The organism is Tessaracoccus sp. OS52, assembly GCF_020687685.1.
Classification (GTDB): domain Bacteria; phylum Actinomycetota; class Actinomycetes; order Propionibacteriales; family Propionibacteriaceae; genus Arachnia.
The window spans coordinates 1,933,316-1,950,674 of the sequence record NZ_JAJEWM010000001.1 but is presented as its reverse complement, the minus strand read 5'-3'; the positions used below and the strand labels follow the sequence as shown (position 1 = coordinate 1,950,674).

16 protein-coding genes and 1 tRNA gene are annotated in these 17,359 nt (G+C 68.9%); 14 read left to right on the top strand and 3 right to left on the bottom strand.

From position 1 onward, the window contains the following. Positions 1–115: 115 nt before the first annotated feature. The 12 genes from LKO27_RS09255 (at position 116) to LKO27_RS09200 (ending at position 12,476) form a co-directional block, all read left to right on the top strand. A complete protein-coding gene (locus LKO27_RS09255; protein WP_227737106.1) occupies positions 116–754 on the top strand; it encodes a 50S ribosomal protein L25/general stress protein Ctc in 639 nt (212 codons plus the stop codon). Between the two features lie 5 nt (positions 755–759). Beyond that, entirely contained in the window at positions 760–1,356 is a 597-nt protein-coding gene (gene pth / locus LKO27_RS09250) for an aminoacyl-tRNA hydrolase (RefSeq protein WP_227737105.1), read from the top strand. An 18-nt stretch (positions 1,357–1,374) separates the two neighbouring features. Next, the gene (gene mfd / locus LKO27_RS09245; protein ID WP_227737104.1) at positions 1,375–4,875 is read left to right on the top strand and encodes a transcription-repair coupling factor; all 3,501 of its coding nucleotides are present in this window, start codon (positions 1,375–1,377) and stop codon (positions 4,873–4,875) included. 78 nt (positions 4,876–4,953) lie between these two features. Continuing rightward, entirely contained in the window at positions 4,954–5,448 is a 495-nt protein-coding gene (locus tag LKO27_RS09240) for a hypothetical protein (protein WP_227737103.1), read from the top strand. Positions 5,449–5,485: 37 nt separating this feature from the next. Next, complete coding sequence (locus LKO27_RS09235; RefSeq protein WP_227737268.1) at positions 5,486–6,100, top strand: MazG family protein; 615 nt, start codon at positions 5,486–5,488, stop codon at positions 6,098–6,100. A gap of 39 nt (positions 6,101–6,139) precedes the next feature. Continuing rightward, positions 6,140–7,420, top strand: a complete 1,281-nt coding sequence (gene eno, locus LKO27_RS09230; RefSeq protein WP_227737102.1) for a phosphopyruvate hydratase — start codon at positions 6,140–6,142, stop codon at positions 7,418–7,420. A 31-nt stretch (positions 7,421–7,451) separates the two neighbouring features. Beyond that, positions 7,452–8,105 (top strand): septum formation initiator family protein, encoded by a 654-nt coding sequence (locus LKO27_RS09225; RefSeq protein ID WP_227737101.1) that lies wholly within the window; start codon positions 7,452–7,454, stop codon positions 8,103–8,105. Positions 8,106–8,143: 38 nt separating this feature from the next. After that, entirely contained in the window at positions 8,144–8,605 is a 462-nt protein-coding gene (locus LKO27_RS09220) for a DUF501 domain-containing protein (RefSeq protein ID WP_227737267.1), read from the top strand. Next, positions 8,602–9,522 carry a diol dehydratase reactivase ATPase-like domain-containing protein gene (locus LKO27_RS09215; protein WP_227737100.1) on the top strand — a complete coding sequence of 307 codons (921 nt, stop codon included), beginning with the start codon at positions 8,602–8,604 and terminating at the stop codon, positions 9,520–9,522. The genes LKO27_RS09220 and LKO27_RS09215 overlap by 4 nt, the downstream gene beginning before the upstream one ends. Positions 9,523–9,535: 13 nt before the next feature. Further along, positions 9,536–9,613 (top strand) — tRNA-Leu (locus LKO27_RS09210). A 27-nt stretch (positions 9,614–9,640) separates the two neighbouring features. Further along, entirely contained in the window at positions 9,641–11,158 is a 1,518-nt protein-coding gene (locus tag LKO27_RS09205; RefSeq protein WP_227737099.1) for a deoxyguanosinetriphosphate triphosphohydrolase family protein, read from the top strand. A gap of 22 nt (positions 11,159–11,180) precedes the next feature. Further along, positions 11,181–12,476, top strand: a complete 1,296-nt coding sequence (locus LKO27_RS09200) for an alkylhydroperoxidase domain protein (protein WP_227737098.1) — start codon at positions 11,181–11,183, stop codon at positions 12,474–12,476. On the opposite strand, the gene LKO27_RS09195 is transcribed toward LKO27_RS09200, so the two are convergent. Together LKO27_RS09195 and LKO27_RS09190 are read right to left on the bottom strand one after the other, a co-directional pair. After that, on the bottom strand, positions 12,473–13,423 hold the full coding sequence (locus LKO27_RS09195; RefSeq protein WP_227737097.1) for a DMT family transporter: 951 nt from the start codon (positions 13,421–13,423) through the stop codon (positions 12,473–12,475). The genes LKO27_RS09200 and LKO27_RS09195 overlap by 4 nt on opposite strands. Positions 13,424–13,449: 26 nt before the next feature. Beyond that, positions 13,450–14,940 (bottom strand): MDR family MFS transporter, encoded by a 1,491-nt coding sequence (locus LKO27_RS09190; protein WP_227737096.1) that lies wholly within the window; start codon positions 14,938–14,940, stop codon positions 13,450–13,452. 109 nt (positions 14,941–15,049) lie between these two features. Here LKO27_RS09190 and LKO27_RS09185 point away from each other — a divergent pair, with 109 nt between their 5' ends. Both LKO27_RS09185 and LKO27_RS09180 read left to right on the top strand, forming a co-directional pair. Further along, the gene (locus tag LKO27_RS09185) at positions 15,050–15,658 is read left to right on the top strand and encodes a TetR/AcrR family transcriptional regulator (protein WP_227737095.1); all 609 of its coding nucleotides are present in this window, start codon (positions 15,050–15,052) and stop codon (positions 15,656–15,658) included. A 103-nt stretch (positions 15,659–15,761) separates the two neighbouring features. Next, positions 15,762–16,610 carry a Bax inhibitor-1/YccA family protein gene (locus LKO27_RS09180; protein WP_227737094.1) on the top strand — a complete coding sequence of 283 codons (849 nt, stop codon included), beginning with the start codon at positions 15,762–15,764 and terminating at the stop codon, positions 16,608–16,610. Here LKO27_RS09180 and LKO27_RS09175 read toward each other — a convergent pair. Beyond that, positions 16,595–17,296 carry an NUDIX hydrolase gene (locus LKO27_RS09175; protein WP_227737093.1) on the bottom strand — a complete coding sequence of 234 codons (702 nt, stop codon included), beginning with the start codon at positions 17,294–17,296 and terminating at the stop codon, positions 16,595–16,597. The genes LKO27_RS09180 and LKO27_RS09175 overlap by 16 nt on opposite strands. Positions 17,297–17,359 lie beyond the last annotated feature (63 nt).

Here is a 17,359-nt window from a genome sequence, read left to right as displayed (position 1 = left end):
TCGTCCCGGGGCTGGGGTAAGCTGTGCGGGCTGCCTGGCGAGGGACCTTCGTCCGTTATCGACTAGCCACCTTGTCCGGCGTGCGCCCAAGTTAGACGACGTCAGGAGACCCGCCGTGGCCAAGCCGCAAACCACCCAGCTCAACGCTTCCACCCGCACCGAATTCGGAAAGGGTGCCGCCCGCCGCACCCGCCGCGCCGGCCAGATCCCCGCGGTCCTCTACGGTCACGGCACGGATCCCGTCCACATCGCACTGCCCGGCCAGGAGACCTTCCTCGCGCTGCGTCAGGCCAACGTCCTGCTGGACATCGCGGTCGACGGCGCCAAGAACCTCATGGCCCTCCCCAAGCAGGTCCAGCGCGACCCGATCACGCACGCTGTCGAGCACGTCGACCTGCTGATCGTGACCGCAGGCGAGAAGGTCTCGGTCGAGGTCGCCCTCATCGTCACGGGTGAGGCCGAGCGCGGCTCGCTCGTCAACCACGACCTCAACACGCTGACCGTCGAGGCTCCCGCCACGGCCATCCCCAACGAGATCGAGGTCTCGGTCGAGGGGCTCGTCATCGGCGACCAGATCCTCGTGAAGGACCTGGTGCTCCCCGAGGGCGTCTCCACCCACGTCGATCCCGAAGCACTCGTGGTCAACGTCACCCAGCCGCAGGTCGTCGACCTCGAGGTGCCCTCCTCCGACGAGGACGCCGTGGGCGCGGCTGGCCAGGAAGAAGCTGAGGACGAGGCTTCCGAGGAAGCCTGAGGCCTGTGACCTCCAACGGCGCGTTTCTCGTGGTCGGGCTCGGAAATCCGGGCCCGACCTACGCGTTCACCCGCCACAACGTCGGTTTCTGGGTCGTCGACGACCTGGCCGACCGCCACGGTGCCTCCTTCTCCCTGAACTCCAGGCAGCGCGCGGAGGTGGCCCAGGTCACGCTCCCGGCAGCGCCCGGTACCGACGCCGTGAAGCTGGTGCTGGTCAAGCCCACCACCTTCATGAACAACTCCGGCCAGGCCGTGGGCGCGGTCTGCCAGTTCTACAAGATCCCGCCCGGCCAGGTGGTCGCCGTCCATGACGAACTGGACCTGGACGCCGGCAGGCTGAGGCTCAAGTTCGGCGGGGGAGACAACGGCCACAACGGGCTGAAGTCGATGCGGTCCCACCTCGGATCCGGGGACTTCTTCCGGGTCCGGGTCGGGATCGGGCGGCCCCCGGGGCGCCAACCGGCGGCCGACTACGTCCTGAACAAGCTCTCGCCCAAGGCCGCCGACGAGATGCGGGTCGACGCCGCCGTCGCGGCCGACGCCGTGGAACATCTTGTTCGCCACGGGCTCGAAGCCACGCAGAACCAGTTCAACGGCTAGGTGAAGTAGGTTGGTGCGGTGAAGTTCGCCGGTCTGGCCAGTGCCCTAGAAGCAGATCCGGGTTTACGGGCAACCCTCACAGATGCCCGCTCCGCCGGTGTCAACGCACTCGACGTCACCGTCGTGCCCGCGTTCTTCCCGGTCGCCGCGGCCATGATCGCAGTCGAGTCGGGCCGGACCGTCCTGCTGGTCACCTCCACCTACCGTGAGGCCGAGAACCTGACGGCCGAGGTGGGCAGCCTGCTGGGTCCCGACGCCGTCGCCTACTACCCGGCTTGGGAGACCCTCCCGCACGAGCGCCTGTCGCCGCGCGCGGACACCGTCGGCCGGCGCCTGGCGGTGCTGCGCCGGCTCACCGGCAAGGACCCGGGCGTTCCCGTCCCGCAGGTGGTCGTCGCCCCCGTGCGCTCACTGCTGCAGCCGCAGGTCCGCGGTCTGGCGGACATGGCGCCGGTCACGGTCACCGTCGGCCAGGACTACGACCTCACCCAGCTCATCACGGACCTCGTCGGCGCCGCCTACAACCGGGTGGACATGGTGGAGCGCCGCGGCGAGTTCGCAGTCCGCGGCGGAATCGTCGACGTGTTCCCGCCCACCGAGGAGCACCCGGTCCGGATCGACTTCTTCGGCGACGAGGTCGAGGAGATCCGCTACTTCACCGTCGCGGACCAGCGCTCCACGGGAGAGACGGTGGAGACGGTCACCGCGTCGCCGTGCCGCGAGCTGCTGCTCACCGACGCCGTCCGCGCCCGCGCCAAGAAGGTCATGCAGCAGCACCCGGAGCTCTCCGACATGCTGGAGCGCATCAGCCAGGGCCACGCCGTCGAGGGCATGGAGGCGCTGACGCCGGTGCTGGTCGACGGCCTGGAGATGCTGGTCGACGTCCTGCCCGAGCACTCGATCGTGCTGGCCACCTCACCGGAGTTGGTCAGGGCGAGGGCCGCGGAACTCGTCACCACCAGCGAGGAGTTCCTGCAGGCCAGCTGGGCAGCGGCGGCAGGTGGCGGCAAGTCGCCGATCGACCTGCGGGCCTCGTCGTACTGGAACCTGGGAGACGTCCGGGAGCACACGCTCGCAGTGGGTCACAAGTGGTGGTCCCTGACGCCGTTCGCCGCCGACGAGGAGCCCGACGTCGCGGACTACGACGCCGGATCCGTCCACTCCCGCAAGCTCGCCGTCTCCCAGCCCGACGGGTTCCGCGGGGACACCGACGCCGCCGTCACCCACATCCGCAGGGCGGTCGCCGAGGGGTGGCGCGTCCTGGTCGGCGTCGAGGGCCGAGGCCTTGCCACCCGCATGGTGGAACTGCTCGGGGAGCAGGGGATCACCGGCGAGATCACCGAACTCGAGCAGGAGCCGCGTGAGGGCGTCGTCGGCATCGTGCTCGTGTCGTTGCGTCTGGGGTGGCGTGCCGAGACGAGCCGGGTGGAGCTCATCACGGCTGCGGATCTCTCCGGACAGGTCGCCGCGGACCAGGTGCGGCGCAAGCTGCCGAGCAGGCGCAAGAACACCATCCAGCCGCTGGAACTCAAGGCGGGGGACCCGGTGGTGCACGAGGTCCACGGCGTCGGCCGGTTCGTGGACATGATGCAGCGCGAGGTGCAGGGCGCCGTGCGCGACTACCTCGTCATCGAGTACGCCCCCAGCAAGCGGGGACACCCGGGGGACCGCGTCTTCGTCCCGATGGACCAACTGGACCAGCTGACCCGCTACGTCGGCTCCGACACGCCGGCGCTGGACAAGATGGGCGGCGCGGACTGGGGCAAACGCAAGTCCCGCGCCCGCAAGGCCGTCCGCGAGATCTCCTCGGAGCTGATCAAGCTCTACGCCGCGCGGCAGGCCACCAAGGGGCACGCCTTCGGGCCGGACACCCCGTGGCAGCGCGAGCTGGAGGACGCCTTCGCCTACATCGAGACCCCGGACCAGCTCGAGGCGATCACCGAGGTGAAGCGTGACATGGAGAAGGTGGTCCCCATGGATCGCCTGATCTGCGGCGACGTCGGCTTCGGCAAGACCGAGATCGCCGTCCGGGCTGCCTTCAAGGCCGTCGAGGACGGCAAGCAGGTGGCCGTGCTGGTGCCCACGACGCTGTTGGTGACGCAGCACTACCAGACCTTCGCGTCGCGGTTCGCGGGCTTCCCGGTGCGGATGGCCCAGCTGTCGCGGTTCCAGACCGACGCCGAGGTCAAGCGGGTGCTGGAGGAGGTCCACAGCGGGCGGCTCGACGTCGTCGTCGGCACGCACCGGTTGCTCTCGAAAGAGGTGAAGTTCAAGGACCTCGGCCTGGTGATCATCGACGAGGAGCAGCGCTTCGGCGTCGAGCACAAGGAGCGGCTCAAGGAGTTGCGGGTCAACGTCGACGTGTTGTCGATGAGCGCCACGCCCATACCGCGCACCCTGGAGATCGCCATCACAGGCATCAGGGAGATGAGCGTCATCGCCACCCCGCCGGAGGAGCGGCACCCCGTGCTGACGTTCGCCGGCCCGTACGACCAGGCCCAGGTGCGCGCCGCGATCAGGCGCGAACTGGCCCGCGAGGGGCAGGTGTTCTTCGTCCACAACCGGGTCCAGACCATCGAGAAGACCGCCGCCCAGCTCCGGGAACTGGTGCCCGAGGCGCGGATCGTGACGGCACACGGCCAGATGAACGAACACCGGCTGGAACAGGTGATGCTGGACTTCGGCGAGCGCCGCGCCGACGTGCTGGTGTGCACCACCATCGTCGAGGCCGGTCTGGACATCTCGACGGCGAACACGCTGATCATCGACCGCTCGGACCTGCTGGGCCTGTCCCAGCTGCACCAGCTCCGCGGCCGCGTGGGCCGTTCCAGTGAGCGCGGCTACGCCTACTTCCTGTACCCGCCGGACAAGACGCTGAGCGAGGCGTCCCACGAGCGGCTGACCACGATGGCCTCCCACACGGACCTGGGCTCCGGCATGGCGATCGCCATGAAGGACCTGGAACTCCGGGGTGCCGGCAACCTGCTGGGCGGGGAGCAGTCGGGCCACATCGCCGACGTCGGGTTCGACATGTACCTGCGACTGGTCGGGGAGGCGGTGGCCACCTACCGAGGGGAGGACACCGAACCGGAACCGCCGATGCGGATCGAGCTGCCCGTCGCGGCCCACATCCCGGAGGACTACATCGCCTCGGAGCGGCTGCGCCTGGAGATGTACAAGCAGATAGCCGAGATCCGCTCGTCGCCCGACATCGACGCCGTCCGCGCCGAACTCACCGACCGTTATGGCCCCCCACCCGAGTCCGTGGAGGGGCTGCTGGCGGTCTCCCGGCTGCGGAACCTCTGCCGGGAGTACGGCATCGAGGAGATCGTCGGGCAGGGCAAGTACATCCGGTTCTCACCCGCCAGCCTCCCCGAGTCCAGGCAGCTGCGCCTGCAGCGGCTCTACCCGGGCAGCGTCGTGAAGACGGCGGCCGACCAACTGCTGGTGCCCCGACCCGAGGACGGAGAACTGGGCTGGGCCACGAAGCTCGTCGAGCAGATCTTCGCAGCCTCCTGAGGGCGTGGAGGGGGAATCGTTCCCGCCCGGTGTGCGCGGTAGGATCGGCAACGTTCCGCCGAGGAAGAAGGAAGACTCATGAAGCTCGCCCGTCTCGCAACGCTCGTCCCAGCCATTGCACTCGTGGCACTTGCGGGGTGCAGCCCCGCTCCCACCACCGCAGCGGAGGTGGGTCCCACGACCATCTCCGAGGCCGAGCTGAGCGCCGCCTACGACGGCTGCAGCGAGCTCGGGTTCCAGGTGACCCGCGCCGCCGTTCTGTCCCCCCTGGTGATCGGTGAGGCGGCCCGCCAGGTAGCCCGCGAGAACGACGTCGACACCTCCCAGTTGGCCGAGGTCCTGGCCTCCGACCCGCAGATCGCCCCCTTCATGGCCAACGAGGGCTGCGCGCGCGTGGGTGAAGCGAGTGGTCTGCTCACCCTCCTAAGCGCCCAGATGGAGCAGGACGAGTGGGTCAGCGCCGTCGTGGAGTCCGACATCCAGGTCAACCCCCGCTACGGCACCTGGGACGAGCAGAGCGGCACCATCGGCGGGTCGGGCTCCATCTCCGTGCCCGCGGCTGCCGGGAGCTGACCCGGTGACCTCCCAGTTGGAGCGCCTCCGGGAAGTCATGTCCCGGCTTCGCACGGACTGCCCCTGGGACGCCCAGCAGACCCATGAGTCGCTGTTGAACCACCTCATCGAGGAGACCTCGGAGGTGGTCGACGCCGTCGAAGCCGGTGACGACGAGGACCTGCGCGAGGAACTCGGCGACGTGCTGCTCCAGGTCTACTTCCACGCCCAGATCGCCACCGACGAGGGTCGGTTCACCATCGACGACGTCGCCGCCGGCATCGCCGACAAGCTCATCCGCCGCCATCCGCACGTGTTCGCCCAGGCCGACGCCCCAACCGACATCCACGGGTCGTGGGAGCGCGCCAAGCAGCAGGAGAAGGGCCGCAGGTCGGCCGTCGAGGGCATCGCGGAATCACTCAGCTCTGTCGCCAGGCTCCACAAGGTGGTGTCCCGTGCACGCGCCCACAAGGTGCCGCTGGACCTCCCCCAGGACCCCATCAGCGCCGACGAGGTGGGCGCCCGCGTCCTGGAACTGGTGGCCCGCGCGCAGGCCAGCGGGGTGGACGCCGATGCGGCCATCCGAACCACCCTGAGGCAGCTCGAGAGCCGGATCAGGACAGCCGAAGAACAACGGGACACCCCCGGGAGCAGCCAGCCCTCGGTTGTATAGGCTGGGCTGCGCATGACCAACTTCTTGGAAAGGGAGCACATGGCATCCATCGAATTCATCGAAGCACGAGAGATCCTCGACTCGCGAGGCAACCCCACGATCGAGGTCGAGGTCCAGCTCGACTCCGGTGCCGGCGGCCGTGCGGCGGTCCCTTCGGGCGCCTCCACGGGTGCCTTCGAGGCAGTGGAACTCCGCGACGGCGACAAGTCCCGCTACGGCGGCAAGGGCGTCCTGACTGCGGTCAAGAACGTCGTGGACGTCATCGGTGAGGAGATCCTCGGCTTCGATGCGAGCGAGCAGCGCCTCATCGACATGGCCATGAAGGAACTCGACGGAACGCCCAACAAGGCCAAGCTCGGCGCCAACGCCATCCTCGGCGTCTCCCTCGCCGTGGCCCACGCGGCCGCCGAAGAGGCCGAACTGGCACTGTACAAGTACGTCGGCGGCCCCAACGCCCACATCCTTCCGGTCCCGATGATGAACATCCTCAACGGCGGATCCCACGCGGACTCCAACGTCGACATCCAGGAGTTCATGATCGCCCCGATCGGCGCCGAGACCTTCGCCGAGGCCGTCGAGATGGGCGCCACCGTCTACCACGCCCTCAAGAAGGTCCTCAAGGACCGTGGCCTGTCCACCGGCCTGGGCGACGAGGGCGGTTTCGCCCCCAACCTCGAGAGCAACCGCGCCGCACTCGACCTGATCCTCGAGGCCATCCGCAACGCGGGCTACGAGCCCGGCACCCAGATTGCCCTGGCCCTCGACGTCGCCGCCTCCGAGTTCTTCGAGAACGGCTCCTACAAGTTCGAGGGCGCCGAGAAGTCGTCGGCCGAGATGATCGAGTACTACGCCGGCCTCGTGGCCGACTACCCGCTGGTCTCCATCGAGGACCCGCTGAACGAGGAGGACTGGGACGGCTGGAAGGCCATGACCGAGCAGCTCGGCGACAAGGTCCAGCTCGTCGGCGACGACCTGTTCGTCACCAACGTCGAGCGTCTCCAGCGCGGCATCGACACCGACACCGCCAACGCGCTGCTGGTGAAGGTGAACCAGATCGGCTCGCTGTCTGACACCATCGACGCCGTGGACCTGGCCCACCGCAACGGCTACAAGACCATGATGAGCCACCGTTCCGGCGAGACCGAGGACACCACGATCGCAGACCTCGCGGTCGCTCTCGGCTGTGGTCAGATCAAGTCCGGCGCCCCCGCGCGCACGGACCGCGTCGCCAAGTACAACCAGCTGCTTCGGATCGAGCAGGACCTCGACGAGGCAGCCGTCTACGCCGGACGTTCCGCCTTCCCGCGTTTCCAGGGCTGAACAACGCACTCCATGCGCGAGACTGGTTGCAATGGCCAGAGTCTCTCGTAACAAACCGACGAGCACCGGTCCGGGAAGCGGGTCACCCCGCTCCCGGACCGCTGCGCGTCCGGGTGAGCGCGCCGCGAGCCAGCGCTCGCGCACCCGCGCCGTCGCACCACCGGAACCCGAGGACGACGCTGCGGCTGCGGCCCCGCCGCGGGCGATGGCCAGCCGCGCGCTCGGCCTCACCTGGCGTCTGCTCGTGCTGGGGGTGGTGGTGGCGGCCATCGCCGTCACGCTCGCCCAGAGCTTGCGGGTCTACTTCGTGCAGACCGATCAGATCGCCGAACTCCGCGCCGAGATCGAGGGCCGGCAGGCACAGATCGACGAACTGGAGGACCAGCTGTCCCGCTGGGAGGATCCCGCCTTCGTCGAGGCACAGGCCCGCGAGCGGCTGGGCTGGGTCTTCCCGGGTGAGGTCGGCTACCGCGTGATCGGACCCGACGGGGAGCCCATCGGCGGCGAGTCCGACGTCCTGGGCGTCGACGAGACCGAGGAACCCCCAGCCCTGTGGTGGGAGAAGATGTGGGGCTCCGTCGCGGTTGCCGACCAGCCCCTGCCGGAGCCCACCGCCGAACCTGAACCCAGCGCCGACGTCACCATCGGCGTCTCCCCGCAACCTTCACCGAGCAGTACGGAGTGATACCCGTGAGCGAGCCGACAGCCGAGGACCTCGAGATCATGGAGGCGCAGCTCGGACGCCCTCCGCGCGGGGTCGTCGGGGTGGCGTGGCGCTGCCCGTGCGGCAAGCCCGGAGTTGCGAAGACGGCCCCTCGGCTGGAGAACGGGACGCCGTTCCCGACCACGTACTACCTGACGTGTCCTCGGGCGGTGTCTGCCACGTCCACGCTCGAGGCGTCCGGCTTGATGGCGGAGATGACCCGGCGCCTGGCCGAGGACGAGGAACTGGCAGCCGACTACCGCGCTGCCCACGAGTCCTACCTGGCCGACCGCGCGCGGCTCGGCGAGGTGCCGGAGATCGAGGGGATCTCCGCCGGCGGGATGCCCGATCGGGTCAAGTGCCTGCACGTCCTGGTGGGCCATTCACTTGCCGCCGGGCCCGGTGTCAACCCGTTGGGTGACGAAGCCGTCGAGGCCATCGGCGAGTTCTGGCAGCGCCCCTGCCTGTTGGAGGACAAGTGAGCACCACCGTCGCCGCCATCGACTGCGGAACCAACTCCATCCGCCTGCTGGTCACCAGGCAGGAGGCCGACGGCTCCCTCACCGAACTCGCCCGCGAGGTGCGGCTGGCCCAGCTCGGCCAGGGTGTTGACGCCACCGGTGAGTTCCACCCCGAGGCGCTGGAGCGCACCTTCGCGGTCTGCGAGGAGTACGCCGCGCTCATCCGCAGCCACCGCGTCGACCGGACCCGCTTCGTCGCCACCTCCGCCGCCCGGGATGCGTCCAACCGGGAGGCCCTCGCCGACGGCGTCCGCGAGCGCCTGGGCGTCGAGGTCGAGGTCATCTCGGGAGCGGAGGAGGCCAGGCTCTCCACCGAGGGTGTGCTCAGCGGCGTGGGCGCGGCCAAGCCGGTGCTGGTCTTCGACATCGGTGGCGGGTCCACGGAGCTGATCGTGGTCGAGGAAGGGCGCGTGATCTCGTCGTCCACCAGCCTCGACATCGGCGCGGTGCGAATCACCGAGCGGTTCCTCCGGACGGACCCGCCCACTGCCGACGAGCAGGCGGCGGCGCGGGTGCACATCGCCACCTTGCTCGACGGTGCGGGTGTGGACTTCGGCCGGATCGAGACCGCCATCGGCGTTGCGGGCACCACCACCAGCGTCGCGGCCCACGTCCTGGGCCTGCAGCAGTACTCCCGCCAGGCCGTGCATCGTTCCCGGCTGCAGCGCGACGACATCGTCGGCACCGCGCGCCACTGGTTGTCGGTGCCGGTCGCCGAGATAACTCGGGAACCGTTCATGCACCCACTGCGCGCCAAGGTCATCGGCGGCGGTGTGCTGATCCTGGATGAGATCTCCACCAGGGTACCGGGGGGCAGCGTCCTGGTGAGCGAGACCGACATCCTCGACGGCATCGCGCTCGGAATGCTGGCAGAGTAGGCACCGCCGATTCGCCCCCGTGGCCCAATTGGCAGAGGCAGGCGGCTTAAACCCGCTACAGGTACGGGTTCGACTCCCGTCGGGGGCACCAGGCCGATCCACGAGAAGGGCGCTTTTGATGCGGATTCATCGCAGGGAATGGGAGGGCATCGACGCCCCGGAGTTCGCCGAGGGTGACACCCCCTTCCGGACTGACCTGGAGCGGATCCGGTTCTCCCCGTACTACGCGCGCCTGTCCGCGGTGACGCAGGTGATCGGGCAGACCGCTGCGGGTCCGCTGGTCCACAACCGGCTCACCCACTCGCTGAAGGTCACGGCGGTGGCCCGCTCGATCGCGGTGGAACTCTCCGCGAAGCTGCAGTCCATGCCTGGGCTGCCCCCGGAGTTCGTGTGCGATCCTGTCGTGGCGCAGGCGGCCGCCAGTGCGCACGATCTCGGCCATCCGCCCTTCGGGCATCTCGGCGAGTCGGTGCTGGACCGGCTCGCACGCGAGACCCTCGGGCTGGCCGACGGGTTCGAGGGCAACGCGCAGACCTACCGGATCCTCGCCACCCTGGACGTCTGCCACGGACCCTCCAAGGGACTGAACCTGACCGCCGCGAGCCGCTCTGCCGTGGCGAAGTACCCGTGGACCCCCGCCGTCGACGTCTCCGCGCTCGGGCAGGGGCCCCTGCCGCCGGGGCTCCGTCGGGTGGGGGACGAACTGGCCGTGCGGAAGTACTCCGCCTACTTCCTGGAGGCAGCGGACCTCGCCGATGCCCGCCGATCCTCCCACGGCCTGCTGCCGCTGCAGCAGTCGCTGGAGGGCTCGGTGATGGACATCGCCGATGACATCGCCTACTCGATCCACGACGTCGACGACTTCCACCGGGCGGGGCTCCTCAGCCAGGGCGCGGTCTCCCGCGAGTTCCGGGAGTGGGCCGAGCACGTGGTCGAGTTCCGCCAGCTCGACGACGGGCAGCTGCTCTCCCAGCGCAACCGTCCCGGCGGCGCGCTGGAACTCCTGCGGCGCAAGCTCCACCACGACGACGGGTGGATCGCCGACGACGACGCCTTCGTCGCCGCCGTGGCGCAAGTCTCCGAGGACGTCGTCGATGGATTGCTGGCCGGAGACTTCGACGGCTCGATCGCGGCCGAGCGCGCGTTGTCGTCGTTCACCAGCCGCTGGATCCACCACCTGCAGGACTCCGTGGTGCTGGCCCCGCGCGACAACGTCCGCACCGGTCTGGTGACCTTGGACCAGCGCGCCTGGCACGAGGTCGAGGTGCTCAAGTTCGTCCACAAGCACTTCGGGCTCAACCGCTCCGACATCGCACTCCACCAGCGCGGCCTGAGCCGGGTCCTCGTGCGCGCGGTCAAGGGCCTGATCGCGTGGTTGGGGGACAACCTGGATCGCTACCGGGTGCCGCCCCGGCTGCAGGAACTGGTCGAGATCGCCACCGAGGGCTATGACGAACTGGCCCGTGAGCGTCCCGAGGGCGTCCCGCCCGTCGCACCCGACGATGTGCGCCGGTTCGGCCGGGCCCGTGGGGTGCTGGACTACGTCGCCTCCCTCTCCGACGGCCAGGCCATCGCCGTCTCCGAGGCGATCGACGGCCGGCCCGGCCGGTTGTGGGACATCGGTCAGAGTCTCTGACGCCCGGCCATAGGCTGGGTCCATGACCGACCTCATCGACGCCCTGACAGGGATCCGGCCCGGTGACGCGCTGGACTCCGCCCGGTCCCGCCGCCCCGACGCCAGGACGCACGCTCAGGGGAGCTTCCTGGCCCTCTTCCAGCCCGCGGACGCCTCCGAGGTCACGCTTCCCGAGCGCGCCGCGGTGGCCCTGTTCGTGGCTCGTCTGCACGGCAACCAGGCAGCGGTGAGCTTCTACGGCTCGCTGCTTCTGGAGACCGGCGGGGGAGCGGCGCTCGAGCCGCTGATCGTCGCGGAGGCGACGCGGGCAGGAGGATCAGGCCCTTACGGGGCGTTCCGCGCCGAGAACGCCGACGAGAGCGTCCCCGGCCCCGAGTACACCGTGGATTCCGTCGAGGCCTCCTACGTGCTCGACGACCGGCTGGCCGCTGCGCTGGAGCACGCGCACTTCCTGGTCATGCACCCCCGCGACGCCAGCCGGGATCGGCTCCGGCGCCTGCTCGATGACGGCTGGAGCACCACTGGCGTGGTCACCCTGTCCCAACTGGTGTCGTTCCTGACCTTCCAGCTGCGCGTCGTGCACGGATTGACGGTGCTGCGCGAGGCCGCAGGAGGCAGCGTCACTGCGCCTACCGACGAGGAACTGGGCGCGCTTGCCGAGGAGGTGGCCGTCACTGCCGCCAGGCGCCTGGAGGACTCCGGCGGCCTCCGGCGCAGCGGCGCCCCGGAAGAGCTGCCGGACGCGCCCAGGGTGAACGAGCCACCCCGCTTCACGGCGGACAACCTCGGCTGGAAGCCCTGGTTGGCGCCCCTGCCGGTCTCGGAGTTCACGGAGCGCCACTACGAGGCGCTGGTGGAGCGCGAACGCGTCCACATGCCCTACTTCCGGCTGCTCGCGCGGGACCCGGAAGCCCTGCACGAGCGCACGCTCACCGACATGGACATCTTCTACAACACCGACGGTGGCCTGCCCCGCGCGGACCGTGAACTCGCCGCGGCCGCGGCATCCCGCTTCAACGGATGCGTGTTCTGCGCCTCGGTCCACGCCCGGTTCGCGGCTGAGCAGGGCGCCCCCCGCTCCGACGTGCAGCGGCTGCTCGACGAGGGCGTCACCGCCAGGATCAGCTCCCGCTGGGATGCGTTGATCGACGCCACCGTCGCCCTCACGGCCACGCCGCCACGCTTCGGTGCGGAGGAAGCGGCACGCCTGCGCGCAGCCGGACTGGCGGAGCTCGAACTGCTGGATGTGATCCAGGCCGGTTCCTTCTTCAACTGGGCCAACCGGCTGATGCTGTCCCTGGGTGAGCCCACGCTCTAGGCCTCGCGATGCCGGGCCGCGTCCCGACGTCGTCTGGCCGCCCGCCCGACGATCAGGCCCCAGGCGACGCCGCCGAGGGTGAAGCTGACCGAGCCCAGTTCGTGTGCGGCGGGGAGTCGCGTCTCCAGGAGCAGTGTGTAGATGAGCGCGAAGATGACCTCGGTGACGATGAGCATCCCCAGGGCTGAGGAGCTGAAGTAGGTGCTGGCGCGGCTCCACAGGGCAGTCGCCACCCATGATGCCCCCAGTCCGAGCACGACGCCCCACGCGAGGACGCCGGGTTGGTAGGCGCCCCAGAACGCTCCGGGCGACGGCGCCCCCAGCGCCTGCACCAGCACGAGGATGGGCAGCGTGACCAGCGTGCCGACACCGGTGAGGCTGGCCCACAGCACTGTATTGGTTCCAGGATGGTCGGCCAGGTACTCGGCGTTCCAGGTGCTGTAGACCGTCCAGCAGGCCAGGGCCACGGCCGACAGCAGCAGGCCCAGGGCAGGGGCGTTGCCCACCGGTCCGGCTGCCGGCTGGGAGAGGGTGGAAGTGGTGGTGATGGCCAGACCGACGGCGATGCACGCCATCGGACCGGCGAGGGCGCCCCAGCCGAGCACCTGGCGTCGCAGGTTTCCCACGACGGTCATGATGATCGGCAGGGCACCGAAGATCAGCGCGACGGGCGCTGATCCGATCGCCGCGACGGCGCCGGACATCGAGGTGTAGTAGAGCGTGTTGCCCGCGAACCCGATTCCGATCACGCGCAGCCAGCCCTTGCGGTCCAGTTGCCTGAACGGGTTGAACCTGAGCACCCTGAGGATGACGACGGAGGACAGCCCGAACACCGAATACCGAACCAGGGTCAGCGGGATGCCCCCGACACCGCCGGCTGCGGGGGCGACGAAGGCGAGTCCCCACAGTGCGCAGGCCCCGAGCGCGTACACCAGTGCCGACCGCATGCCTGGAGCCCCCTTTCCTCGTTTCGCTACGAGACTAACCCAGCCTCCCGCTCCATGATCAGGTCGTCGGGAGCGGGGACATCGTGTGCGACGGTGGGCAGGCGGCGGACGAAGAACACGCCCACCACGGCCAGCAGGGCGACGACGCCACCGACGGTGAATGCCTGGCCGGTGCCGATCCCCGTGGCGACGGCGGAGCTCCGGCCTCCGGCCTGCGCGCCCGCCGAACCCAGCGACATGACCGCGATGAACACCGCAGTGCCGGCGGCGCCTGCCAGTTGCTGCATGGTGTTCATGATGGCCGAACCGTGGGCGTACTGGTGCCTGGGGAGCGAGCCCAGGGAAACCGTCATCAGTGGCGTCATGAGCAAAGCCATGCCGACGCAGAACATGACGTGCATCGCGATGACGAAGCGCAGGTCGGAGTCGGAGTTGATCGTTGCCAGCGACCACTGGCCGCCGGCCAGCAGGAGCGCGCCCGGGACCACCACGGGCAGCGGGCCGAGCTTGTCGTAGAGCCGGCCGACGATGGGGGAGAGGATGCCCTGCACCAGTCCGCCGGGCAGGAGTGCTAGTCCCGTAACCATGACGGTCACTCCGAGACCTGCCTGCAGGTAGATGGGCAGGACGATGACCGTGCCGAGCATGGTGGCCATGGCCACCATCACCACGATCACCGAGACGGTGAAGTTGCGCACCCTGAACGGCCGTAGGTCGAGGAGGGCGGCGTCGGTGCGCTGCAGTCTGATCTGCCGGGCGACGAACAGCGCCAACGCGGCTGCACCGACGACGAGCGCGACTATGGGGATCACGGAACCGGCGACGACGCTGCTCGCGGTTGAGAGGCCGTAGACGATGCCGCCGAACGCGAACACGGAGATGATCACGGAGGTGACGTCGAACTCCGCGGGAAGGCGGTCATTGTTCGTCCGGATCATGAATGCGCCCAGGACGAGGGCGACGACGACCACGGGGACCATCAGGCCGAAGATCCAGCGCCAACCCATGGAGTCCACCACGAGTCCGGAAAGGGTGGGTCCGATTGCGGGCGCCACGGAGATGACCACCGAGTTGAGACCCATCACCATGCCGCGGTAGGCGACCGGCACCGACGTGAGCGTGGTCGTCATGAGCAGGGGCAGGATGACGGCGGTACCGCAGGCCTGCGCCACCCGGGCGAGCAGCATCACCCCGAATGAGGGCGCGATGGCGGCCAGCAGGGTCCCGACGGTGAAGATGCTAACTGCGGCGAAGAAGAGTTCGCGGGTAGTGAAGCGCTGGATCAGGAAGCCGGTCATCGGGATGACCACCGCCATGGTCAGCAGGAAACCGGTGGTGAGCCACTGGGCGACGCTGGCGGTGACGGAGAAGTCCGTCATCAACGCGGGCAGCGCGACGGTCAGCACCGTCTCGTTGAGGATCATCACCAGGGCGGACACGACGAGCACCGCGATTACTGGCGCGACCTTCGTCGTCACCTTCTCGGTCTCGATGCTGGGAGGGGAATTGTAGGACATGCGTGCCTGACTCTCTCTTCGGGGGCCGAGATATTGTGTCACATCGTGCCAACTTGGCTGAAATCGGCGTGTCTCCGTTAGGCTGTAGGTCGAGCCCTGGAGGAACCCAATGCCCGACGACGACGTCCCCCTCGACCTGCGAACCCGCCGCCATCTCGCCACCCGCGCCGAGATCCACAAGGCGGCTCTGGATCTGTTCGAGTCGAATGGGCTGCGGGCCACGACGGTCCACCAGATCGCAACGCGGGCGGGCGTTTCCACGAGGACCTTCTTCCGCCACTTCTCGTCCAAGGAGCAGGCTGCGCTGCCGGGGCAGCAGCGCCTCCTGCAGATGATCGAGACCCTCGAGTTCCCGGACCCGACGCCGTCGGCCATCATCGTCACGATCTCCGAGCGGACGCAGGAGGTCGTGGCCCACGACGCGGATCCTGACATGCTGGAGCAGCGGCGCATCGCCAGTCTGTTGGCGGCCGAGCCGGAGCTGCGGGTGGTGGCCCTCACGCAGGAGGCGATCCTGACAGATCGTCTTTACGAGCGGCTCCGGTCCCGGGTTCCCGACGGCGACCCCGTCGGACTGAGGGTGACGGCCGAGGTCGCCGTCGCCCTGTGGCGCACGACTTGGGAGCACTGGGGTGAGCTGGCGGCTGCCGGGCGCAACGTCTCGCCGGCCGAGGTCTACCGCCAGGTACGGGAGCAGGCGCGCCTGATTCTTCGCTGACGACGGTGAATGGCCTAGTGGGCCAGCCTGAAATGACTTGACCACGCGGTACTCTGGAAGTGTCAGGTTTTTGCAGCAGCAGCAGTAGTAGGAGACCACCAAGATGGCCAACCCGGTATTCGCCCGCAGCGACACGTTCAACGGTCGCGCCCCGCAGCAGAACAACTTCCAGCAGGGTTACCCCCAGCAGGGCTACGCGCCCGGTGGTTACCAGCAGGGCTACGCGCCTGGTGGTTACCAGCAGGGCTACCAGCAGCAGGTGCCCACGCAGCAGCCCACCGGCGGCGTGATGACCCTCGACGACGTCCTCGCCAAGACCGCCATCACCATGCTGGTCCTCTTCGCCGCCGCAGCAGCCACATTCGTGCTGCTCCCGGTTGAGTTGCTCTTCCCCGCGCTCATCGGCTCGGCCGTGGTCGGGCTCATCACGGTCTTCATCGTGGCGGCCAGGCGCAACATCCCGGTCGGCGGTGTGCTGTTCTACGCGGCGGTGGAGGGTGTCTTCGTCGGCGCCTTCTCCGCCTACTTCGAGATGATGTTCCCCGGGATCGTCTTCTCCGCGGTGCTGGCCACCTTCGTCGCGGCCGGAGCCACCCTGGCGGCCTACAAGTTCTTCAACATCCGGGTCACCCCGAAGTTCCGCAAGTTCGTCTCCATCGCCACCTTCGCGATGGTGGGCGTCCTCCTGGTGAACTTCGTCGCGGCGCTCCTGGGTGCTGACCTGGGCATGCGTGACATTGGTTCCGGTGCCGGTTGGCTGTCCATCGGCATCTCGGTCCTGGCCGTCGGCCTGGCGGTGTTCAACCTGATCGTGGACTTCGACTTCGTCGAGCGCGGCATTGCCTCCAGGGCTCCGGCCCGCGAGTCGTGGCGCGCCGCCTTCGGCATCACGGTCACCATGGTCTGGCTCTACGTCGAGATCCTGCGCATCCTGTCCTACTTCAGGGACTGATCAAGGGCGAGCTGGCCCGCGTACCGGGCCAGCACGCTGCGCGAGCTGATGGTCCAGTGCAGCTTGCGCCACAATCGCCAAGGCACCCAGCCTGCCCGCTCCGTCGACCCACCGAGGTCGTGGACAACGGGCTCGCTGGGTGTCTTGCATGTGGCGCCGTAGACCACCCTCAGTGCGTGGAAGTCCTCCAGTACCCCGGCGTGGGAGCGCCCCACCCAGTGGTCGGAATCCAATGTCAGCACCCGATCGATCTCGATCTGTTGACCCGTTTCCTCATAGACCTCGCGGATGACCGCCTCCGACGGCGACTCTCCCGGATCGATCCCGCCCCCGGGCAGGGCCCAGGTGCCGGGGGCAGCGGTCAGTTTCGAGTTCACGGTGCCAAGCAGGCCACGCTCGGAGACCACGACGGCGTAGGCCCCGATGCGCTGATTGAACACCGGCTGCTCGTTGCGGAGTGGGCGGTCGAACACGATCGGGGACGGCCTGCGCGGTCCGCAATCCGGTGTGTGGGCCTCGCGCACCAGATAAGTGAAGACGATCTCTTCCCCCGCGAGCACCGCTGAGAGCGGGTGGACGGGCACGTAACCGAGCGCCAGCAGCCGTTCGCGTGGGTGCTCCCCGTGGCCGACGGTGAACTGTGCGCTCGGCTGGCCCACTGGTGTGGTGACCCCGATGACGCGCATTGTGACAGTCTAGTAGGAGCTTTTTCCGCCTCCGCCGCGGAGCGAGGCTGCTGGGATACGCTG